Raw genomic sequence first — 24,854 nt, 5'->3', positions numbered from 1 at the left:
ACCGTATATTCTACACACTCACCTCATTGGGTAATATACGCACAAGTGGGAATATCTAATTCGGATATGAAAGTAGAAAAAAATATCTTATGCTCAACTACACGTAACACCTTTGAGTCGCCGCTCGTGCGCGAATCCCTTCGCGTTCATTTTTATACTACTTTAAAGTTGGACGACACGTGAGGACAGATGTAGCAGCAAAGAGGGCTAAAGCACATTTGAAAATTATACAATAAACACGAATCCCAAAATCTAATAAAGAACTTTAAAACCCGACTAAAATACTTGAGTGGTATTGAAAACAGGTTGTAGTTCAACCGCGAATAATCGCTGGGTCTTGCAGACCATTCATTCCTATTTATTAGCGATCGTCATTTTTTATATTGTCAATTAACTCTTGCTCTAACTCGTTGTAATTTGAAATAAGTATATCATCATTCACTAGATACAGAAACTTTTCTTTTGAATTGAATTTACCTAAACTAAAAGAAAGCCTAGAACCTGGATATCGAAAACTTGATCTACCAATATTGTAATAAAAACATACTTGGTAATTATCAATATCTTCGTATAAAAGCTCAAAATCACATGAATATCCTTTTTCAAATTCATGCCTTTTTGATAGCTTTCCATATATAATATTACGCTCATAACCTGGCTTTAGCCACTTTTCTCTGTCCTCGGTAGGATGATGCTCATAATATGGATTTATATGATAAAATGAACTATCAGTATCAAAAATGAAAAAACCTAAATGATCTGTATCTAATATTCCTGAAATATTATCAAGCTTTAGAAGGACTCTTTTTTTACAAAAAACGTAAATACTATCGTTTGAGTAACTATATAGTGTATTTTCGTGTAGACTTTTATCCGTATATCCAAAAGCTCTATAATATTCTTTTGCTAAAAGTTTCTTTTGAGTTTTATCAAGTTCAGTTGCATATAGATGCCTGAAATCATTTTTATCAAGTAACTGTTTGTTTTCTTCATCACTATGCCTTGCAATATAATCTGTGTAGTTAAATGTAAGATGTTTGAAAACTTTTAATACTCGCTCAGTCATAATGGTTGTATCATGAAGCATTATGAAAAAACCTGTCTTCCTTATTCGTAAGGAATTGTGATTATTAAATGAAGATACTGAAAATTCAATTCTAGGGAATTCTTTATACTCCTTCTTAGATAGTGTAACCTTCAAATAATCTTCTATGGTTGATGTAATACAATTGTATTTGAATCGATATTCTTTGTTAAAATTACTAGATGTAAATGTTATTTTCTCCGTTTCTATCTTATAATAACTGGCAGTTGTTGCAAATGCAGTCAATATATTTAATCCAAAAAACATAATTACTAAGGTGTATTTCATTTCAAAAATATTACTACGTAAGTATTACTGATTGATTACCGCTATCGTTGTTTAGTTTACTTTCTTTTAAGTTACTCACTTCGCCCCGCATTACGTTTATAATTTGTTGTGCGTTCGTGTTTTCTTGCAATCTACTAATTCTTTTTCAGGTTTATTCCTATGCTTCCACCAATATTTGATAGTATTTTTTCGCCAAATAGCCCGTGTTCTATCAAAGTCTTCCCAGTATCTTTCTTTATGTCCACCCGCCGATTTCTCAAAAAAGCAATTCCGTTTTTTGATTGTATAACGATTATCGCCTTGTGTTAATTTCCCGAAATTAATTGCATTCGACGGACAATGATGCATACATCTTAAGCAGTGCAAACAGTCTTTGTTATCTACTATTTCAATATAATCTCCTTGGTTTACAAGATTTGAATCGGGACATTTTTTTGCACACAAACCACAATTTTTACAAGCATCTGTATCTATCTGCAATTTTGGATATTTCGTAATTTCAATATCTTTAACAATTTTCAGTCTTAGTGGGGCAAGGATATGAGGTTTTTTCTGTACAATTTTCCTATGTCCATTTATATTATCCAATATTTCGATTACAAAATCATCAATCTTTCTTGTAATGTCATCTTCAAAAAACATAACATTTTCATATTCATAATCATTTTCAGGTTTTCTTGCGGATATTCCATTTGAAGGTGATTTAAAACTTTTCTGACCAATTAACTTAAAATTAAGCTTTTTCAACTTTTTCGAAAAATCATAAAATACATCTGCTGTAAAACGAGCATAAGTACAAAATTGAAAACATGTATTATTCCTACACTTTTCTTGTAGTACAGGAAATACTTTCAGATAATTATCAGGGAAGGTAAATTTATAAACGGGGTAACCAAAACCAATAACTTTATCGGAAAAATCAATAGTTTTTAGCATGTCTATGTCCTCAATAGAGATTAAATCTACTCTATGATTATTTCTCTCAAGCCTTTGTTTTATTTTGTTACTTATTAATTCTGTATTGCCTGTTCCTGAAAAATGTATAATTATAAATTCCATATTAACCTACTGTTCACTCTTTTTCTCTTGCATGCATGACGCTCAACTAAATCATATACTCACCACCGCACTATACAAAATTACCGTATATTCTGCATACTCACCTCATTGGGTAATATAAGCAACTGTGGAAATATATAATTCAGATATGAAAGTAGAAAAAAATATCTTATGCTCAACTACAAGTACCATCTTTGAGTCTCTATTTTATACAGTCATTCGCTGCAGCCGCGATAGGAACGGCAGTGGCGGCTGTGCTTGTGTTGTTTTATAGGGAGTGCGGAGGCGACCGCAGGAAGCCCACGTACCGACTATATAAAACACCCAAGCAAAGTTGCTACTATAGTGGATAGCGCGTTGAGCTGCCCAAATCATATTACTCTTGCGTTCCGCCTATAGATACATGTATGGCTTTCACTGTTTTTAAGGTCTCTTCAACAATGGTATCGTTTGATACTAATTTACGAAGCTGCGAGGTTAAACCAGATACCATAAGTACGGCCATTACATCGTTATTTACATCGTATACAGGCGCAGCAAAATCGGTAACCCCCTCGGTTAAGGTACTTTTACGGATTAAACACTTGATATCCTTCAGTTCTTTAAGCTCTTCTTCTAATTGTATTTTTTCTTCCTTCGATAATTCTTTATAATCGTCGGAAGCCTTAAGTATTTGCTTACGCTCTGCTGGTGTTTTGTGTGCTAATATTATTTTACCCGAATTGGTTTGGGTGATGGGAAACACCCCTCCCACCTCAACAGACAGAGAAATTGGTGTCATGCTTTTAGCCTGACAAATGATTAAGAGTTTTCCTTGATAAAAGAAACTTAAATGACAGGACTGATTAATGGTGTGCGATAACTGCTCAAGGTAAGGCATGGCGGCTTTTACCAATTTATCGATTGACGAGTGATGGTGCGACAGCTGAAACAAACGCAAGGTTAACTGATATTTGCCCGATATAGGCTCCTTATTTACATATCCCCTATCTTCGAGGCACACCAACATTCGGTATATCTCGTTTGGTTTACGATTAATTCCTATTCCGATTTCCACTTGTGATTGCGGAACTGACTGAGCTGAAAGGAATTCTAAGATATCTAAACCCTTATCTAAAGCGGGCGCATAATAATTAGGCATAAGCACAATTTAATTTCCACAAAAATAAGAAAATCAGCATTTTTAATAGTGCAATAGCCACTTTTATTATGAAGTTGTTTAAGGTTGTAGGGGAATTTCGAGAGTGACAATTTGATTATCAGTGGCAAAGCTCAATTTTCTATTGCATAGCCGTAGCTACGGAATAAAAATTAGCTGAAGCCAATGAAATCAAGGTGTTACTCGCAGATTTTCAATACAACTTTAAACAACTTCTATAGCAAAATTTACATAGATACTTTTTTATTGAGTATCGTAATAATTATATAGATAAGCATATATGGGATAATTGAAAATTTGGTTATGCATTGATTTTTTTTAATCTTTAGCCTACCCTTAAAACCTATTCCAATGGATTATCGCACAAAAATTAATGTACTACACTATTATTGGATTATATTTTTTTTAATAATTCCAAGCTTTGGAATTGCACAAAATACTGTTACTCTAGTAATCACAGAAATTCCATCGTACACTCCAAAAACAGATACCCTATATCTTTCGTCTTCGCTTGATGGATGGATAGAAAGTAATGATTCTAAAAGATTCCGACATTTTCCTGATGGAGCTTATCGCTTAACTGTTGACCTTAAGGATAACAGTTTCTTTGAGTATAAAATTAATCGTGGTAACTGGGATAAAGTTGAAGGAAATAACTGGGGGGATTATAGGCTAAACCGTAAGTTTGTTTATAATGATTCCATATTCGAAATTCACCTTAAGGTTTTAACTTGGCAAGATTTACACCATTCAATTTATCCGCCAATAGATATTATTGTAAAGTCAATTCCTGAAAATACGCCTCATGATGCATCTATATTTTTAACAGGCACCTTTAACAATTGGATTGATAATGATCCTAATTACAAATTATCAAAAAATAGTGATGGAAGTTATAGCGGAAAAATACCTCCTGGATATGATACTATTTCCTACAAGTTTATTAGAGGTCCATGGGAATCAATAGAGAGTAGATGGGATGGTGGAATGCTTTCGAATCGAACATTTATTGCATCGAGTAATCGGGATCGTAAGGTTGTTACTGAAATTGCAGATTGGCAAGATTTATCAACAAAAAAGGTGAGCTTAAAAGCCATATTTCTTTTATTAATATTACAATCTATTGTACTAATAGTAATTAAATTACACCATAAAAGCGGCATAAAATTACTACTATTAAATGTACTTGTAATTTTAGCATTACTCCTAAAATATCTATATCTCGACTTTCCTTTTCTAACACATTTTCCTAAAGGATACTTACTAACTGGCATACTATTTTCTACCATTATTCCTATATACTACATTAAATTAAAGAAAAGCATCAATAAATTTAAGACAATAGAAAGGGTTCTTTATTTACCCCTTATCTTAGTGTTATTATGGTATCTTAGTTATTATTCAGTATCAAAGGATACTTTTTTTCTAGGTTTAGTGACCAATAAATACAACCACCTATTTTTTAGCTTATACGGATTCAGTTCTGTTTTTATGCTAATACTTTATTTCAATATACAATCAGTAACTTCCAACCTAGAGCTCAATAAGAATCAAAAGAGAACTTATCAGATATTTCAATACTCATGCTACGCAATTACTTCAATTACAATAGCTGCTGTTTTACTATATATCAGTCAAGATATAGATATTAAGTTTGTAACTGATTGGTATGAACATTTAGTATGGATATTTATTGGGGTTTCATTAATCTACTATCATTGGTCAACAATTCTTGAAAAAAATTCCGTTTCTCATAAATTACAAAACAGTAAAATTAAAGATTCACATTTGAATAACAATTGGATGAAACTCAAGTCGAAACTTGTCAATCTTATGGAAGAGGATAAGGTATACTTAAATCCAGAGCTCACATTATCAGACTTATCACTTTTATTAGGTACTAACAACCAATATGTATCAAAGTTAATTAACGAAGGATTTGAAAAAAGCTACAATGATTATATTAATTCGTATAGAATTAAGCTTTTTATAGATATAGTACAAAACGACAATACCAATAGAACATTCCTGCACCATGCATTTAAAGTGGGCTTTAATTCAAAATCGGCTTTTAATAGGGCTTTTAAAAAGGTGAAAAATACAACCCCAAGTGAATACTTTTCTTCAAGAAAAATTCATACTTAAAACTTACCATATTTCACTCATAATTTATACAGGCTTATTAAAGTTCGTTTTTATTATTTCAATTTTGTATCTCTTTTTGTAGTAAAACCGTATCATAAAAACATCTTATGAGTATCACTTTTTAATTTCTTCTTTATTATTAGACACTTCATATCTTTTTAAGGAAGCAGAATTCAAAAATACGCTCTCTCACCACCACACACACTTGGTGTTGATAATGAATCAATTACACGATTCATTATATAAATTGACACCATAGATATATGCATACCTCTCTAATTTCTTCAATAGTGAATCCTCGAAATCACATTTAAGCATTAACATTGATTAACAGTTGAAATCTCTTATTTTTTTTGAATTGTATAAGCCCACATGAATCCTTTTTAATCAATTAAATATATAATCATGAAAAAAACATCAACTCAATTCTTTTATGCAATACTGTGCATAATAGGATTGCTAAGTACAACACAATCAATGGCCCAACAACCCAATGATTCTAGAATTCTATTACAAGGATTTTATTGGGATTGCTATCAAGGGAACGAAGGAGAATGGTATAATATAATTGCCAATAATGCTGATCAAATAGCCAACTCAGGAATTGATATGATTTGGCTGCCTGCTCCGAGTGCTTCTACAGGAGGAATGGGGTATTTGCCTACTGAATTAAATGTGTTAAGCAATAGCTTTGGTACAGAAAGTGAACACAAATCGATGCTAGACAAGTTAAACTCATTAGGAATTGAACCTATTGCTGATATCGTTATTAATCACAGAAATGGAACTTCAGACTGGGCCGATTTTACAAACCCTGAATGGGATGGTACAAGATCAATAGTTAATAATGATGAAGTTTGGAATGAACCTGGATATGGTGATTTACCACGTGGCGGTGATGATACTGGTGAAGGTTATGATGCTGGTAGAGATGTTGATCATACAAATAGTATTGTAAGACAAGGTATTAAAGACTGGCTACAGCTTTTAAAAAATGCTGGCTATAAAGGCTGGAGGTACGATTTAGTAAAAGGCTATGCCCCAAGTTATAATGCTGAATATAACGACGCCTCCTCCCCTTCATTCTCTGTTGGTGAATTCTATGACTTTGATAAACAAAAAGTACAAGACTGGGTTGATGGTACCAACAAAAAATCAACTGCCTTCGATTTCCCAACTTACTCTACAATTAAGGATGCTGTTAAGGATAACAATTATTCTTATTTAGAATATGAAGGGGGTGCTTCAGGACTTATAGGTTGGTCGCCTGCACAATCAACCACGTTTATTGAAAATCATGATACTCCTAGATATGACAGCGGAAGAGATATATGGAATTCAAACAACGTTTGTATCGGATATGCTTATTTATTAACGCATCCTGGAACACCAACAATTTATTGGCCTCATTATTTCGACTGGGGAGTAAAAGATCAAATTAATGAACTTATTGCGGTAAGAAAAGCAGCTGGGGTAACAAACTCTAGCACGCTTGATATTGTTAAGTCACAATCCGATTGCTATGCTGCAATTGTTAATGGAAATGTAGCTGTAAAACTAGGTTCAGGCGATTGGTCTCCAGGTTCAGAGTTTACTTTACAAACTTCTGGTAATAACTATGCAGTATGGGCTAATATAACTGAATCAAACATTCCCGTTCTAACCGTAACTGATGGTGGCAATTATTCGCAAGGAAGTGTGAATATTACCATGAGTGCAACTAATAATGGAACAATATACTACACTCTTGATGGAACTGAACCTTCTACAAGTTCAATATTATATACTCAAAGTTTTTTACTTGATACACCTTCTACTATTAAATCTATTGCTTACAACAACGATGGAAGCTCTGAAGTAATAACCAACACTTATACTTTTAATGAACAAACAAGTATAACTTTACTATGGAAAACCGACGTAAGCAATCCAAGACTTTGGTTTTGGGGTATAACTGACGAAGGTACAAATGAAACATATGAATGGCCAGGTGCAACCATGACTTCAAGCACTAATAATCCAGGATGGGTTGAATATACAATCAACGGGTCTGGGGGTAATTTCATTTTTAGTGATAATGGTAGTAATCAAACTGAAGATTTAGTCAATATCACCGATTCCGATAGCAATTCTGCCGATGGTCTTATCTGGTATGATAATGGGTGGACAGATGGAAATGGCAGCACTACTCCAATTGTTAATGCTCCAACAATCACGCCTAATGGCGCTATATTCTCGGTAGATACAACCGTAATACTCAGTGCTGACAATGGTGCATCTATATATTATACCTTAGACGGGTCTACACCTAGTAACTCAAGCTCACAATATGTAAATGCAATTACAGTTGATAAAACCCTAACCCTTAAATCAATTGCGATAAAAGACGATACATATTCAAATGTAAGTAGCGCTACTTTTACAAAAACAAGTAATAAAATTGACAAACCAATCATTTCTCCTAATGGAGGAATATTTGATACAAACATTACGGTTTCAATTACTTGTAATACTGGTGAGAAAATATATTATACAACAGATGGAACAATCCCTTCTGAAACATCTCAGGTATATTCATCAGCACTAAGCCTTACGGAATCAACAACTGTAAAAGCAATAGCAGAACTTAATGGTGATATATCTGAGGTTGTTTCTGCTTCTTTTACTAAACAAGGAGAAAGTACTGCAAATACAGATTATTTTACTTGGGACAACGCAAATATATATTTTGTGATGACTGACCGCTTTTATAATGGTAATACTAGCAATGATACTTCATACGGAAGAGGCTTAAATGGAAATGGACAAGAATATCCTGACGATAGTAATTCTGGTGCTGGTGAATTTCATGGTGGCGACCTTAAGGGGATGACCGCAAAACTAAAAGAGGGATACTTTGAAGAAATAGGCATTAATGCCATTTGGATTACATCACCTGTAGAACAAATGCACGGATGGTGTGGCGGCGGACCTGCTGGCGATTTCAGACACTATGGTTACCATGGATATTATGCCCTAGATTGGTCAGAACTAGACAAAAACATGGGAACTGAAGCTGATTTAATGGAGTTTGTTGATGAAGCTCACAGCAGAGGTATTCGCATTGTAATGGATGTTGTAATAAACCATACGGGCTACGCAACCATGCACGAAATGGAAGAATTTAATTATGGTACCGTTGATGCGGCTTGGAGAGACTGGATGCCTAGTAATGGTGAAACTTGGCATAGCTATCACGACTTATTCGTAGATTATGAAAATGGTGATTGGTCATCTAATTATTGGGGCAGCGACTGGATCAGACATCCTGACATTAAAGGTTATGATGTTGGCGGAGACGATTTAACCATGTGCGTTGGTTACTTACCCGACTTAAAAACTGAATCTACAACAGAGCTAGACATCCCAGGAATTTTAGTTGCTAAATGGACTGCAGAAGGAACTCTTGATCAGAAAAAAGCAGATTTAGACTCCTTTTTTAACGAAACTGGATTAAGCAGAACTGTATCAAATTATATGATATTCTGGTTGGTTGATTGGGTTCGTAAATTTGGTATTGATGGATTTAGAATTGATACTGCAAAGCATGTTGATCAGGATGTTTTAAAACGATTTAAAGAGATGGCAGTAGAAGCTTTAAAAGAGTGGAAAGCTGCTAACCCTGATAAAGTAATGAATGATGATGAGTTTTGGACTACCGGTGAGGTTTGGGGACATGGTTTTGCAAAAAGCCACTACCACACTGATGCTGGTTTCAACTCTATTATTAATTTTGATTTACAAGGAAATTCATTAGACAGAAATAATCTTGACGGATTATTTACTGATTATGCTAAAGTAAACGACGATAGAACTTGGAATGGTTTAAGTTACTTGTCATCTCATGATACTGAGCTATACGACAGATCCAGACTAAAAGAAGTTGCTCCTGGGTTTTTATTACTCCCTGGAGGAATTCAAACTTATTATGGTGATGAAACAGCCCGACCATTAGGCAATTACGATGATGAAGAACAGAATACGCGTTCGGATATGAACTGGGGTAACTTTGATGATGCTACATTTAACGTATGGACTAAATTAGGTACTTTCCGTCGCGAGCATGCAGCTGTTGGAGCAGGTACACACACTAAGCTTTCTGAATCACCGTATACTTTCGCCCGCGATTATGTTGATCCAATAACTGGTTACGAAGATAATGTAATCATAGCCATCAATGCAAGCGGAAATACGGAATTTGATGTTGCTGATCGTTTCCCTGATGGACATACAATCGTTGATCATTATACCGGAAATACTCAAACTGTTGTTGATGGAAAAGTAAGCTTTACAGCTGATAGTGAAGGAATAATACTACTGTGGGATAAAGATTATGTGCAAGTTAATAAGCCAATTGTTAGTTTTGTAACACAAATTGAATGGTCTGAAGATCCAATTAGTATCGAATTGAGTATTACAGATAAAGAAGATCCTAACCCTATTTTATACTATACTTTTGATGAAAATATAGGTACAGATAGCTTAGACCTCTGGAACGTATACTCACAACCTTTTATATTAGAAACAACAGAAACTATCAGAATTGTTGGTATCAATGCAGAAGGTAACTTATCACGCGTATCTAGCAAAAAGTATAGCGTTGGACCTATTGAACCAATGACCTTATGGCTTTACAAACCATCTGATTGGGCTGGTGCTTATCTATTCTATGATGAATTAAGTCCTGAAGGCGAAGGCGTATCCAATGTAATAGCATGGCCTGGAGCCCAAATGATTGATGAAGGAAACGGGTGGTACTCATATACTATTACGGCAATCACAGCTAACGTAATTGTATTTAACGGAGGTAGCAATACGCAACAAACTGAAGATTTATATCGAACAGGAGATGGTTGGTATCAAGATGGTAGCTGGTTTGATAGTTGTCCTTCTAATTGCCCTGGACCAAAAGAACCAAGTGTTTCTATTTATATGTCTCAAATAGGAGAAAGCGACCAGTTTAATGTTACAATTAGTGCAACTGAAGACGGGATTTCTTATTACACAACCGACGGTTCAGAACCTAGCCAGTCGAGCACTTTATACGAAAACTCATTCGAGGTAAGTTTGGGTGAAGTAGTTAAAGCCATTGCATACAACAGCATTGGTGCCTCTACTGTTGAAACAGCGAAAGCCGAAGTACAAGAGACACTAACATTTATGTGGAAAACTACTACTTCAAATAATCCAACAATACATATTTGGAATGTAGATGGAGTAGCTGGAGATTTAACAACATGGCCAGGTGCAAGTATGCAAACAAGTACAGAGTATTCAGGTTGGGTTGAATATACAATTGAAGGTGAATCTGCCAACGTAATCTTCAATGGTAATGGAGGACAGTCGGACGATTTAATTGGTATATCTGATAATGATGGTGAATTTGATGGTATTGTTTGGTACAACAACGGGTGGGTTTCAAAACCAGATAACTCAGAATCATTTACTATTTATTACAAAGGCGACTATACGCATATTTATACTTGGGATGATAACCTAAATGCTGATATTGCATGGCCTGGCACTGAAATGCAGGATACCGATAATGATGGTTGGTACGAATATGTTGTTACCGGAAACGATTGTATCAATCTTATTTTTAACAATAGCAACGGTCAAACTGCTGATCTCAATAGATGTGGTGATGGTTGGTATAGCAACGGATCATGGACTAATCTTAAGGGTACCAACACCCCATTAAGTACATCTAATATAAAAACTGGTAAAGTAATTCTATATCCAAATCCAGCAGACCAATTCGTGTACACTACAAGTGTATCTGATAATAGTGTTATTAGTTTTTATAACGCAATAGGCAATATTGTGTATCAAACAAAAGTAACAAGCAACAAGGTTGATATTGGACATTTGAAACCTGGGCTTTACATAGTTCGAGTAAATAATACAACTCATAAAATTCACGTAAAGTAATAATTAAATAATATTAATAGAGGTCCTCTTCAAACTTAGAATTGAAGGGGACTTTTTTTATAGTTTAAGTATATACACCAATCATTTCTGAAAAATGATAAAATAACTATTTTTAAAACCTTAAATCAACCTCAACAAATATGAACACATTTTGAAAGAGAAAATTATGAAGTTTTACACAGGATCATATACAGAACATGTTGGCGGAGATTTAGCTGGAAATGGAGTAGGCATACAATGCTTTAATTTAGATGATCAGTCGGGAGAAATAACTCCACTCACTAGTTCGGCAACTATTAACCCAGGCTATTTATGTATTAACCAATCAAAGCAATTACTCTACAGTTTTCAGGAACGACTAGAGACCAAACTACCTCTTTTATTATGCTTTAATATTGAAGGAAACAAGCCTGAGTTATTATATAAACAAGAGATAACGGGAGGATTACCTTGTCATATTTTACATATTAAGGATTACAACTGTATTGTGGTTAGTTGTTATGAAACTGGTAATTTTTTAATTTACGATTTAGGCGAAAATGGCATCCCTCAATCTAATCCTCAGAATATTACTTACTGTGGTAATAGCATCAACAAAGAAAGGCAAGAAGATCCGCACGCACATATGGCCCATTTTGATAGCAAACACAAACAGCTGTTGTTGGCTGATTTAGGATGTGATAAGGTGTATTGTTTAAAGATGGAAAACAAACTATTCAAACAAGTAAATTCCGTTGACATACCTAAAGGTGGCGGCCCTCGCCATATGGTACAACACCCGAATGGAGATTATCTATTTGTCAATAATGAAATGACGGCTGAAATCAGTCTTCTTAAATGGGAAACCGACAAGTGGAAATGGATTAAAAATGTAAGTGCCATAAGTACACCTCATCTTAATCATGCATCGGCTTCTGCCATTAAAATATCAACATGTGGAGCATACATATATGTTGGGCTTAGAAGTTCAAATAGCATTTCAACCTTGAAGTTTGATGCTGAAAACGAAACGCTACTTTTGATTGAAAAAACAGATACAAGAGGTATTACTCCACGTGATTTTGAACTATCCCCGGATGGAAAAGTATTAATTGTTGGTAATCAAGATTCTGAATCCATTGTATGCTTTGGCATAGATGTGCATAAAGGTACGCTTAATTATCGATCGCAAATAAAGGGAGTTGCATCAGTGTGCTGCGTGAAATTTGAGCAATAATAATGCTACAGGTAATTTAAATTAATCTTCACCCTTGCAAATGCAAGATGAAGATGCTTCCGTCATTGACATCTTAAGAACTTTATCGTAAAACACTGTTGCAACAGCAGCTCCTAGTATAGGAGAAAAGGTATACACTAAAAGGAAACCTCCGTTGATCGACTGCATAGAGGCTTCGCCCCAGCCCATAATCCAGATTACTAACCGTGGTGCTAAATCGCGAGCAGGATTTAAACCTGCTTGTGTTAATGGGCCTACTAAACAGATGATTGACGCTACAACCAAACCAATTATAATGGGCGACAGATTATTGCCTGGTCGGCCCACATGACAACCTTCTGTTAAGGCTAATACTAATAGCATCAGCATAAAGGTTCCAAATAACTCAGTTATCATTGCAGCAGATAATGTAATTACCGAAGTACCATCGCCATAAATATAAAATGCACTAAATATGCGTGCCGTTTTTACTGATTCTATGGACCCTCGAACAATATTGTGCTTACTTTCATAGTCGGCAATAGGTGCCGAAAATAGGATATACACCATTAAAGCTCCTAAAAACGCCCCCATAAACTGCCCTAGAAAATAGGAAGGTACTTTTTTCCAACTCATCCGCCTACTAAACGCCATAGCCAAGGTAATGGCCGGATTAAAATGAGCACATGATAAATGACGAACGGTATAAATTCCTAGGGTAACAGACAAACCCCATATCATTGCCACCTGAAAAATTCCTTCATACCCATTTAATGTAGTAGCTACAGCAATAGCGCCGCAACCAAATACGATGAGCATAAAAGTTCCTATTAACTCTCCAATGAAATCTTGTTTATAAAAAGATACTTGCATAGTGTGTACTTGTGTGCAACAAAAATATACAATTCAAGTAAAGCCACACACCAAAAAATAGAGCTATATAGGTGGGTAAATAAAGGATTTCATAAACTAATGCAACCTACGTTTGTTTTATGCATAGTAATTAACATAGATTAATCTCGTTCTATTACACATTGATGGGTAACAAAAATATATAAATCATAAAAAATCGCTTACTCCATTTTATTTAGTAATTTAACGTAAATCAACTCAATTGATAATATGAAGAATAATTACATTAGAGTAGCAATTCTTTCAGAACTTGACCCGAATGACAAAAGAAGCTGGTCGGGTATTATCTATTGCATGGCAAAATCTTTAGAGCAAGAATTTGAGCACGTTTCTTATTTGGGCCCAGTAAAACTAACTAAGAAAAAGAGAAAAGTAATGCGGTATAAACAGCTTTTTTATATTGCCATTCATCGACTTTTAACGAAACGAAAATATAATGGAATTAATTGCGGAATTAAAAGCTCATACCACGGTAAGTTTTTTGATGCCAAAATTCAAGAAAATAAAGTTGATGTAATTTTTGCACCTATTTCTGCGCCACAAATCGCAAAACTTAAATCAACAGTTCCTATTTGTTATTACTCTGATACCACTTATCAAACTATTGTTAACTATTATCAGAAATACTCAAATTTCTCTCAATTCTCTAACAGAATTGCTCATTCTCTTGAACAAAAAGCTTTTGATAAAGCAATTTCTCATGCTTTCTCATCACAGTGGGCGTGTAATTCAGCTAAAGAAAATTATAATGTAACAAACCCTCAACTAGTAAAAATGGGTGCAAACATTGATAGAGAGCCTACTGAAAACGAATTAGAAAAGAATTATGATAACTGTATTAAAATACTATTCGTAGGAGTAGAGTGGGAACGTAAAGGTGGAGATATTGCAATTGATACAATTGATAAACTAAATAAGAATGGCTTTAATGTTGAATTAACTGTTATTGGATGTACCCCTCCCATCAAACACAAAAAAATGAAGGTAGTTCCATTTTTGGATAAAAATAAAAAACAAGATATGGATACTTTTCGAGATCATTTTGTACAAGCGCACTTATTCTTTATGCCAACTAGAGCAGAATGTTATGGGATAGTATTTTGTGAAGCTAATGCTTATGGATTACCCGTAATAACAACCAATACAGGAGGCACTTCTTCTGTTGTTGAAAATGGAGTAAATGGGTATATACTGCCTTTATCAGCGACAAGTTCAAATTACTACAAAGTAATTTCAGAACTATTATACAACAAGACAAAACTTAAACAACTAGCAGTAACATCGCGAACAAAATACTTAAATGAATTAAATTGGCAACAATGGGGTAAAAAGATTAGAAAAATAATAGAACACACCTATTTCTCGAAACAATAATTGCCGACTAAACTACCTGCAAGTTCTTATTATGAGTGAACCTAAACAAAACTCAACTCGATTTTAAATAGACACCACAATTAATTGTATTTCCCCCCTCAAAATACTTTGGTTTCTTTAGCAAATAGCAAATACAATTAACAAATTTGCTATGCCAATTACACATTGGTACAATACCGTTTAAACCTTTAAGAGGTTCACAAAAATCTTATAAAATGAAATACATATTTATTGCACTATTAGCCTGCATACTCTTGCCTGTATCTGCTAAGAAGAAACAACCCAACATTATTTTTATAATGAGCGACGATCATACCGCCCAAGCCATTGGAGCCTACGGAGGATTGTTAGCCAACTTAAACCCTACCCCTAACCTTGATAAATTGGCGGCTGGAGGTATCCGCTTTGAAAATGCTTTTTGTAATAACTCTATCTGTACACCTAGTAGAGCCAGTATTATATCTGGTCAATATCCTCAAACCAATGGAGTACTCGACTTAGATGGCGCATTAGATCCTGAAAAGCAATATTTGCCCAAAGAATTAAAAGCTCTTGGTTACTCTACAGCTATCATCGGGAAATGGCACTTAAAAAAGGAGCCTATTAATTTCGATTATTATAAAGTATTGCATAGTCAAGGAAAATATTTTAACCCTACTTTTAGGGAAAAAGGTAAAGGCACTTGGCCAAAGAATGAAGTTAAAACTGAGGGACACTCAACTGACGTGATTACTGATTTATCAATAGACTATTTAAAGAACCTAGATAAGTCGAAACCTTTCTTTTTAGCACACCACTACAAGGCTCCGCATGATATGTTTGAATATGCACCTCGCTACGAAGATTACTTAGCCGATATTGAAATTCCTGAACCTTCAAGTATGTATAACCAACCCTTCTGGGGTTCTGAAGGAACTAGAGGAAAAAACGATAGTTTAATACATTACATCGGCACTTCTATTTCTCCTCGTCATCAGCAAAAGATAAACTACGACACCAACTATTCTGATCGTTGGTTCGGAGATAGTATCGACGCAAGCTTAGCAACTCATTTAGCTTATCAGAAATACCTAAAAGATTATTTACGATGTGTAAAAGGTGTGGATGATAATTTAGGGAGGTTATTTCAATATTTAAAAGATGAAGGCCTCTGGGAAAACACAATTATTATTTATACTGGAGATCAAGGTATGATGCTTGGTGAGCATGATTTGATAGATAAACGTTGGATGTACGAAGAAGCCATGCGTATGCCCTTTATTGTGCACAATCCTAAAATGATTGAAAAAAATCAAGTGAGTGATTTAATTATTAATAACACAGATTATGCACCTACCATGATTGAGCTTGCCGGTGGAAAAACTCCGGATTATATGCAAGGAAAATCATTTATCAACACCCTACAAGGAAAACCTGAAGTTAATTGGCGTAAAGGAACCTATTACCGTTATTGGATGCATATTATTCATCATTATGTTCCGGCTCATTTTGGAATACGCACTAAAGATTATAAATTGATTTTTTACTACGGTAAACACTACCTACCCGAGGAAGAGTTCAGTAAGTTCTATTGGGGTAAAACTTATAATGGAATAGCGCAAGAAACACCGCATACTTGGGAATTGTACGATTTAAAAAATGATCCTAATGAATTACACAACCGTTATAACGATCCTGCTTACAAAGCAATCATAGCAGAGCTTAAAGCAGAACTTAAACAAACACGTGAAGAATTAAACGAAACGGATGCTAACTACCCCGAACTAAAAGCCATTGTTGATAAACATTGGAACGACTAATCGAATAAGAAACAATAAAAAAAATAAGGTTGTAACAGATGTATTTTGAATACTTCTGGCTACAACCTTATTTTGTTATAATCTTAGATACCTTAAAGTAAGGTAATTAAGATATCCTTTTATCATTTAACCTCTATGAAGAAAATTATTTGATTGCTCAATTCTATATATGTTTAAACAAGGTTTGATGCAGGTGGATCTGGTAAGAAATGTTTCATTTCTTTAACAGCCTGTATGGGATTTGGCGCATTAAAAATAGCACTCCCTGCCACAAGAACATCCGCACCTGAGTTTATTAACGATTGGGCATTACTAACAGTAACACCTCCATCAACTTGAATTAAGGCCCTACTATGTTTACGCTCTATAAGAGCTTTTAGCTCAGCAATCTTTTTATAGGTATTTTCAATAAACTTCTGCCCACCAAAACCAGGGTTGACTGACATTAGTAATACTAGATCAACCTCAGTTATAATATCTTCTAATAAAAATACCGGAGTATGCGGATTTAGAGTAACACCCGCTTGCATACCTTCTTTTTTGATGGCATCAATTGTTCTGTGCAAATGGGTACATGCCTCATAATGCACATTTAGCAGATCAGCACCTGCTTTCTTAAAATCAGAAATATAATTATCTGGTTCCACTATCATCAAGTGCACATCAAAAGGTTTATCAATATGCGGTCTTAATGATTTCAATATCGGCATACCAAACGAAATATTTGGCACAAAACGACCATCCATTATATCTAAATGAAGCCAGTCAGCCTCACTTTTATTTATAATTTCTATTTGCGACTCCATTTTGCTGAAATCAGCAGCTAGTAGTGATGGTGCTATAAGATGTTTCATTTCTATTTTTTAGTTTGCGCGCAAAAATAAGAATAAAAAAACCTTCCGACTAATAATAATGGGAAGGTTTAAAATTAATTAACCTAAATAAGATCTTAAAATCTTACTTCTATAAGTATGTTTTAGTCGTTTAATGGCCTTTTCTTTAATTTGCCTTACTCGTTCACGTGTTAGATTAAATAAGTTTCCTATTTCCTCTAAAGAATATGGCGGTTCACCATTTAAACCATAATACAATTTAATAATATCTGATTCTCTATCAGATAATGTAGATAATGAACGCTCTATTTCCTTACGTAAGGAATCACTTAGAAGTGTATTATCAGGACTAATAGAATCTGTAGATAGCAATGTATCATACAAGTTATTATCCTCATCTTTTCGCAAAGGTGCATCCATAGAGATATGCTTATGCATTGCCTTTAATGAATCCTTTACTTCTTTCGGTGTTAGGTCTAACACTTGAGCGATCTCTTCAGTTGTAGGCTCTCTTTGATACTCCTGCTCCAATGCAGCAAAGGTATTATTCACCTTATTCATTGAGCCAATTTTATTAAGCGGTAACCTAACTATTCTAGCTTGTTCGGCCAGTGCTTGAAGTACCGATTGACGTATCCACCAAACTGCGTAGGAGATAAACTTAAACCCTCGAGTTTCATCAAACCTTTGAGCTGCTTTGATTAATCCAAGATTTCCCTCATTTATTAAATCTGGCAAACTCAGGCCTTGGTTTTGGTATTGTTTCGCAACCGAAACTACAAATCGAAGATTGGCATTAATAAGGCGATCTAAAGCTACGGTATCACCATCCTTAATACGTTTGGCTAGTTTAACTTCCTCCTCTGCCGTTAATAATTTCACCTTACCAATCTCGTGGAGGTATTTATCTAAGGAAGGAGTATCTCTATTGGTTACCTGCTTCGTTATTTTTAATTGTCGCATAACAATTTACAAGGTTTAAATTATGGGTTAATAATAGTTTTAGCCAAATACTCGCTATGTATACCAACATTAAATAAATGATTCAATTAATATTAGTTTTATGCAGCGTTCAGTAAATATAACAAAAAATAGCTCTTTTGGTTTTTTTACGCTAATAAAAAGGGTGTTACATTACATAAATTTTAGGAAATCTAAGAGCAAAGTGTAAAATTATCATACAAAGACCAATTATTTACTCATTCAAATCTTAACTAACCATAGTTGCATAATAACGAATTGTAAAATCATCATTATTAAAATTTAAACAATCAAATTTGCATCTTCATTTCTTATTTACTAAGTTTGCAATGTACCTCTGAGTATCACATCTTTTAAAATAATGTATTTCATACAGTCAACTCAGACAAATCAGAACATTTTAAACTTATTATATCGAACATTAGTTCGTTTCACTTATTTCCCCAGTTATTTATTGGTAGTATTATATTATGTACGATATTCTTGAATTAAACAAGAAGCTTTTAGCAGAACTTAAAGAGGTTGCTAAGGAGCTTAACATTAAACGAATTGATTCGTTTAAAAAACAGGATTTAATCTACAAAATCCTAGATGAGCAAGCCATTATTGCCTCTGAAAAAAAGAAAACTGACAAACCAGCAGATAAAAAGCACACCAAGCGCCCTAGAGTTAACAAGCCTGTAAAGCAACCCACTACAGATAAAAAGAAACCTGCAGAAAAAGCTACCGAAAAAACTTCTCCGATTGCAGAAGTTGCCAAGGCTGCTGCAAATGAGGTTAAAAAGGAATCCGTGATTGAACCTGAAAAGAAAGCAGAAATCAAAAAGGAAACCAATCCTCAAGAAGTTAAAACTTCGGATAAAAAACCAGAACAGAAAGAACCTCAAGCAAAAGAGAATCCTCCTGTTGCATCCGAAAATAAAAGACAAGCAAACAATCGTCATGATGACAAAAGAAACAAGCCACATGACAACAAGAACCAAAAAGATAACAACAACCAACACCATAGAAAGAACCAAGACAAATCTTTTGATTTTGATGGCATAATTTCAGCATCTGGCGTTCTTGAAATCATGCAAGATGGATATGGTTTCTTAAGATCGTCAGACTATAACTACTTAAATTCTCCTGATGATATTTATGTATCTCAGTCACAGATAAAGTTATTTGGATTAAAAACTGGTGATACAGTATTAGGAGCCATCAGACCACCAAAAGAAGGTGAGAAATATTTCCCGTTAATTAAAGTTGAAGAAATAAATGGACGCTCTCCTCAAATCGTTAGAGATAGAGTCTCATTCGACCACCTAACGCCAATATTCCCAGATGAGAAGTTTAAAATAGCAGGAAGTGGCAAAGATAGCTTATCAACACGTGTTGTAGATATGTTTGCTCCTATCGGAAAGGGACAAAGGGGACTTATTGTTGCACAACCTAAAACTGGTAAAACTGTTCTTTTAAAAGAAGTTGCCAACGCTATTGCTTCTAATCACCCAGAAGTATACATGATTATACTACTTATTGACGAACGACCTGAGGAGGTTACTGATATGGCAAGGAGCGTTAATGCAGAAGTTATCTCTTCTACATTTGATGAACCAGCTGAAAGACACGTTAAGGTAGCAAATATTGTATTAGAGAAAGCAAAACGTATGGTAGAGTGTGGGCACGATGTGGTAGTACTTTTAGATTCTATTACTCGTTTAGCGAGAGCTTACAATACAGTATCTCCAGCTTCTGGTAAAGTATTGTCCGGTGGTGTTGACGCAAATGCTCTTCACAAACCAAAACGATTCTTTGGAGCAGCGAGAAATATTGAAGATGGTGGTTCATTAACCATATTAGCTACTGCCCTTACTGAGACTGGCTCTAAAATGGATGAAGTTATTTTTGAAGAATTTAAAGGTACTGGTAATATGGAACTTCAGTTAGATAGAAAATTATCTAACAAACGTATTTACCCTGCTGTTGATGTTACTCTATCAAGTACTCGTAGAGATGATCTACTTGTTGAGAAAGATAACATTAGTAGATTATGGATTTTACGCAATTACTTAGCAGATATGACTCCAGTTGAAGCTATGAATTTCTTAAAAGATAGAATGCAACAAACTAGATCTAATGAGGAGTTTTTAATCTCTATGAATTCAGATTAAGCATTACAAATAATATATAAAAAACAGGCCGTCTCAATCTCTGAGACGGCCTGTTTTTTTTTACGATACTATGTCTATCCAACCCGAATAAACACTGCATAAGTACCTATATTTCTTCGTAAAATAGGTTATACCAATTCTATTTTAAAGTGAGCCTTAAATTGTTTTGTGTATTTTTAGCTAAGCAAGGCGAAAAATTGAGTCATAGCCTTAGCTACGGCGATATTTTTTAACGATGGATAAGTTAAAAAGGACGAAAGAATAAGGCTCATTTTAATGTAGTATTGGTATTACCCTGGTATCAGAATAACTAAGCCCAATTATAAGTGACTAATTGAGAAATTGAGGATGTTACTTGGTTTCTGTAAGTATAAAAACAAAAAAGCCGTTAAGAAATATTCTTAACGGCTTCTATTTTGTTGAGCTACTCTTAGTTTTTAGCAGCTTCCATTGCTTTTGTAAGCACAGCTTTAAAAGCATCTGGATGATTAACAGCTAAGTCAGCTAAAACTTTACGGTTAATTTCAATATTTTGCTTAGTCATTGCACCCATTAATTTAGAGTATGAAACTCCTTCTAAACGAGCAGCAGCATTGATTCTTTGAATCCATAATGCTCTAAATTGACCTTTCTTTCTTTTTCTATCACGGTATGCGTAACCTAAACCTTTTTCATATCCATTTTTGGCTACCGTCCATACATTCTTTCTTCTTCCAAAAGAACCCTTAGTTTCTTTTAAAATTCTTTTTCTTCTTGCTCTTGAAGCAACAGCATTTACTGATCTTGGCATTTTTTTGCTTTTTAGAATGATTAGCGCTCCACTCTTGGAGTCTTTCTAGCTAACTTCATTCGATTAATAATAATTGTAATAAGGTACCGTCCTTATTATTTCATGTTCAATAATAACTTGATGTTTTTCTCATCAGCTGCATGAACTTGACCTGCGTAAGTAAGATTTCTTTTACGCTTTTTAGACATTTTTGTTAAAATGTGACTTTTAAAAGCATGTTTTCTTTTAATCTTACCAGTTCCAGTGATTTTAAAACGCTTTTTAGCACTGGAATTCGTCTTCATTTTTGGCATTGTAACTAATATTAAATTGTTTAATATAATTGATCGTTACTTTTTAACTTTCTTAGGAGACAAGAATATAATCATTCTCTTTCCTTCAAGCTTTGGTAACTGTTCAACTTTCCCATACTCTTCAAGATCTTGTGCAAATCTTAATAATAAGATTTCACCTTTCTCTTTAAATAATATCGAACGTCCCTTAAAGAATACATAAGCTTTCACTTTAGCACCTTCGTCAAGAAACTTAATCGCATGTTTTAGTTTGAATTCATAATCATGGTCGTCGGTATTCGGACCAAATCTGATTTCTTTAACTACAACTTTAACTGCTTTCGATTTCAGTTCCTTTTGTTTACGCTTTTGCTGATACAAAAACTTCTGATAATCGATTACACGACATACAGGAGGATCAGCATTTGGCGATATCTCAACTAAATCTAATTCTAACTCATCAGCCATTTTCATAGCCTCAGTAGTAGAAAATACCCCCGGGTTCTCAATATTTTCTCCAACAAGTCTTACTTTTGGAATTCGAATCGCGTTATTTACACGAAATTGCGGCGTTTCTTTTTGAGGGGGCCTGCCTGTCCTTCTTCTATGAGTTGCTATTGTTAAGTCCTCCTATAATTAGTTAATAATTTATTTATTTATCTATTGAAGATAATTGTTCTTCTACTTCGTTGTTAATAAAGGCTGAAAATTCTTCAATTGTCATTGCTCCTTTATCTCCATCCCCTTGTTTACGTACTGAAACGGTATTTGTTTCGGCTTCTTTTTCGCCTACAATAAGCAGGAATGGTATGCGTTTCAGCTCGTTATCACGGATTTTTCTTCCGATCTTCTCATTTCTATCGTCTAAAACGCTGCGAATATCGGAATTATTTAGAACATTTGAAACTTTTTCAGCGTATTCGTTATATTTTTCGCTAATTGGCAGAACAACCACTTGTTCAGGAGTTAACCATAATGGAAACTTTCCGGCTGTATGTTCTATTAATACAGCAACAAAACGCTCCATACTTCCGAATGGTGCACGGTGAATCATTACAGGACGATGCTTTACTCCATCGCTACCCATATACTCTAATTCAAAACGTTCTGGCAAGTTATAATCAACCTGAATAGTACCTAATTGCCATTTACGACCAATAGCATCACGTACCATAAAGTCAAGCTTAGGCCCATAAAATGCAGCCTCACCATACTCTACAATGGTATTCATACCACGTTCGTCGCAAGCCTCAATAATCGCAGACTCTGCTTTTTCCCAATTCTCTTCTGTTCCGATATATTTTTCATGATTTTCTTTATCTCGTAAAGAAACCTGAACTATATAATCTTTAAAATCGAGCGCTTTAAAAATATATTGAATAATATCAATAACCTTTTTAAACTCATCTTTCAACTGATCAGGACGACAGAAAATATGGGCATCATCTTGAGTAAAACCACGAACACGTGTTAATCCATGCAATTCTCCACTTTGCTCGTAACGATAAACAGTTCCAAACTCAGCCATTCTAATTGGTAAATCTCTATAAGAAACAGGCTTTGTTTTAAATATCTCACAGTGGTGTGGACAGTTCATCGGTTTTAACAAAAACTCCTCTCCTTCTGCAGGTGTATTTATAGGTTGGAATGAATCTTCACCATATTTTGCATAATGACCGGAAGTAACGTATAGTTGCTTGTTTCCAATATGCGGTGTAATTACAGGTACGTAACCATATTTACGTTGAACTTTTTTCAAGAAATTTTCTAAACGCTCACGTAACATAGCCCCTTTAGGTAACCACAACGGTAATCCTTGACCTACATTTTGCGAGAAAGCGAATAACTCAAGTTCTTTCCCTATTTTACGATGATCGCGTTTTTGAGCTTCTTCAAGCTTAACCAAGCACTCCTCAAGCATCTTTTGCTTTGGAAAAGTAATTGCATAAATACGCGTTAGCTGTTTACGTTTTTCATCACCGCGCCAATAAGCTCCTGCGATACTTAATACTTTTACAGCTTTTATGGCACTAGTAGATGGTAAGTGTGGTCCGCGACATAAATCGGTAAATTCACCTTGCTTGTAAAAAGTAATAGTACCATCTTCAAGCTCATTTATAAGCTCAAGCTTATACTCATCATTTTTCTCAGTGAAATAGCTTAATGCTTCAGCTTTGCTAACCTCAGAACGTTGGTATGCATTTTTCAAACGCGCCAACTCTTTCATTTTAGCTTCGATTTTAGGCATATCAGCATCACGAATTACAACTCCATCTCCAGGATCAACATCGTAATAAAAACCATTTTCGATAGATGGTCCTATACCAAATTTCATACCTGGATATAAAGCCTCTAAGGCTTCGGCCATAAGGTGAGCTGAAGAGTGCCAGAAAGCATGCTTTCCTTCTTCATCTTCCCACTTATATAATTTAATAGATGCATCAGACGTTATCGCACGAGATATATCCCACGTTTCGTCGTTAACAGATATAGATAAAACCTCTTTTGCTAAGCGAGGACTAATACTTTTTGCTATTTCTAAACCGGTAACACCTGCTTCGTACTCACGCACTGTGCCATCGGGGAAGGTTATTTTAACCATATGATGAATATTTTAATATCAAAAAACGCACAAAGATAATGAGTTTGTTAAAGAAAAGACTACAGACGTTTAATAATTTTCCACCTCGTGCAAAAAAACTGAATTAAAAGAAACTAAAATAACTATCAGCATTAATTCTGTTTCAGCATATTTGACTATAAACCACTTTCTGAGAATTAAGAAATAACAACTACGAGTGCATAGGTATTACTACTCATAAATTCAAAAATAAGAA

16 protein-coding genes are annotated in these 24,854 nt (G+C 34.6%); 6 read left to right on the top strand and 10 right to left on the bottom strand.

The annotated features are described in order from the left end of the window. Positions 1-361 precede the first annotated feature (361 nt). From A8B35_RS00815 to A8B35_RS00805, 3 genes are all read right to left on the bottom strand, one after another. Positions 362-1,372 carry a hypothetical protein gene (locus A8B35_RS00815; protein ID WP_075601693.1) on the bottom strand — a complete coding sequence of 337 codons (1,011 nt, stop codon included), beginning with the start codon at positions 1,370-1,372 and terminating at the stop codon, positions 362-364. Between the two features lie 96 nt (positions 1,373-1,468). Next, complete coding sequence (locus A8B35_RS00810) at positions 1,469-2,431, bottom strand: EFR1 family ferrodoxin (protein WP_075601692.1); 963 nt, start codon at positions 2,429-2,431, stop codon at positions 1,469-1,471. Between the two features lie 376 nt (positions 2,432-2,807). Next, positions 2,808-3,572: an IclR family transcriptional regulator gene (locus tag A8B35_RS00805; protein ID WP_075601691.1), complete on the bottom strand. Its 765-nt coding sequence runs from the start codon at positions 3,570-3,572 to the stop codon at positions 2,808-2,810. Positions 3,573-3,941: 369 nt separating this feature from the next. Between A8B35_RS00805 and A8B35_RS00800 the strand changes: the two genes are divergently transcribed. The 3 genes from A8B35_RS00800 (at position 3,942) to A8B35_RS00790 (ending at position 12,921) form a co-directional block, all read left to right on the top strand. Then, entirely contained in the window at positions 3,942-5,735 is a 1,794-nt protein-coding gene (locus A8B35_RS00800) for a helix-turn-helix domain-containing protein (RefSeq protein WP_075601690.1), read from the top strand. A 405-nt stretch (positions 5,736-6,140) separates the two neighbouring features. After that, positions 6,141-11,705 carry a chitobiase/beta-hexosaminidase C-terminal domain-containing protein gene (locus A8B35_RS00795; protein WP_075601689.1) on the top strand — a complete coding sequence of 1,855 codons (5,565 nt, stop codon included), beginning with the start codon at positions 6,141-6,143 and terminating at the stop codon, positions 11,703-11,705. 166 nt (positions 11,706-11,871) lie between these two features. Next, positions 11,872-12,921, top strand: coding sequence for a lactonase family protein (locus A8B35_RS00790; RefSeq protein ID WP_075601688.1), 1,050 nt, complete (start codon positions 11,872-11,874; stop codon positions 12,919-12,921). A gap of 21 nt (positions 12,922-12,942) precedes the next feature. On the opposite strand, the gene A8B35_RS00785 is transcribed toward A8B35_RS00790, so the two are convergent. Further along, complete coding sequence (locus A8B35_RS00785; RefSeq protein WP_075601687.1) at positions 12,943-13,773, bottom strand: MIP/aquaporin family protein; 831 nt, start codon at positions 13,771-13,773, stop codon at positions 12,943-12,945. Between the two features lie 249 nt (positions 13,774-14,022). On the opposite strand from A8B35_RS00785, the gene A8B35_RS00780 reads away from it, so the two are divergent. Together A8B35_RS00780 and A8B35_RS00775 are read left to right on the top strand one after the other, a co-directional pair. Continuing rightward, entirely contained in the window at positions 14,023-15,186 is a 1,164-nt protein-coding gene (locus tag A8B35_RS00780) for a glycosyltransferase family 4 protein (protein WP_075601686.1), read from the top strand. Between the two features lie 215 nt (positions 15,187-15,401). Then, complete coding sequence (locus A8B35_RS00775; RefSeq protein WP_075601685.1) at positions 15,402-16,985, top strand: sulfatase family protein; 1,584 nt, start codon at positions 15,402-15,404, stop codon at positions 16,983-16,985. A gap of 173 nt (positions 16,986-17,158) precedes the next feature. On the opposite strand, the gene rpe is transcribed toward A8B35_RS00775, so the two are convergent. Next, complete coding sequence (gene rpe / locus A8B35_RS00770) at positions 17,159-17,839, bottom strand: ribulose-phosphate 3-epimerase (RefSeq protein WP_075601684.1); 681 nt, start codon at positions 17,837-17,839, stop codon at positions 17,159-17,161. A gap of 78 nt (positions 17,840-17,917) precedes the next feature. Then, positions 17,918-18,781, bottom strand: a complete 864-nt coding sequence (locus A8B35_RS00765; RefSeq protein WP_075601683.1) for a sigma-70 family RNA polymerase sigma factor — start codon at positions 18,779-18,781, stop codon at positions 17,918-17,920. Positions 18,782-19,269: 488 nt separating this feature from the next. On the opposite strand from A8B35_RS00765, the gene rho reads away from it, so the two are divergent. Continuing rightward, complete coding sequence (rho, locus tag A8B35_RS00760) at positions 19,270-20,955, top strand: transcription termination factor Rho (protein WP_075601682.1); 1,686 nt, start codon at positions 19,270-19,272, stop codon at positions 20,953-20,955. Between the two features lie 430 nt (positions 20,956-21,385). On the opposite strand, the gene rplT is transcribed toward rho, so the two are convergent. From rplT to thrS, 4 genes are all read right to left on the bottom strand, one after another. Next, a complete protein-coding gene (gene rplT, locus A8B35_RS00755) occupies positions 21,386-21,745 on the bottom strand; it encodes a 50S ribosomal protein L20 (RefSeq protein ID WP_075601681.1) in 360 nt (119 codons plus the stop codon). A 95-nt stretch (positions 21,746-21,840) separates the two neighbouring features. Further along, positions 21,841-22,029 (bottom strand): 50S ribosomal protein L35, encoded by a 189-nt coding sequence (rpmI, locus tag A8B35_RS00750; RefSeq protein ID WP_425595547.1) that lies wholly within the window; start codon positions 22,027-22,029, stop codon positions 21,841-21,843. Positions 22,030-22,074: 45 nt separating this feature from the next. Further along, the gene (infC, locus tag A8B35_RS00745; protein WP_075601679.1) at positions 22,075-22,635 is read right to left on the bottom strand and encodes a translation initiation factor IF-3; all 561 of its coding nucleotides are present in this window, start codon (positions 22,633-22,635) and stop codon (positions 22,075-22,077) included. 34 nt (positions 22,636-22,669) lie between these two features. Beyond that, positions 22,670-24,619 carry a threonine--tRNA ligase gene (thrS, locus tag A8B35_RS00740; protein WP_075601678.1) on the bottom strand — a complete coding sequence of 650 codons (1,950 nt, stop codon included), beginning with the start codon at positions 24,617-24,619 and terminating at the stop codon, positions 22,670-22,672. Positions 24,620-24,854 lie beyond the last annotated feature (235 nt).

Origin of the sequence: Saccharicrinis aurantiacus (assembly GCF_001660705.2) — a bacterium.
GTDB lineage: Bacteria > Bacteroidota > Bacteroidia > Bacteroidales > Marinilabiliaceae > Saccharicrinis > Saccharicrinis aurantiacus.
This window is presented reverse-complemented; position numbering and strand designations above follow the sequence as displayed.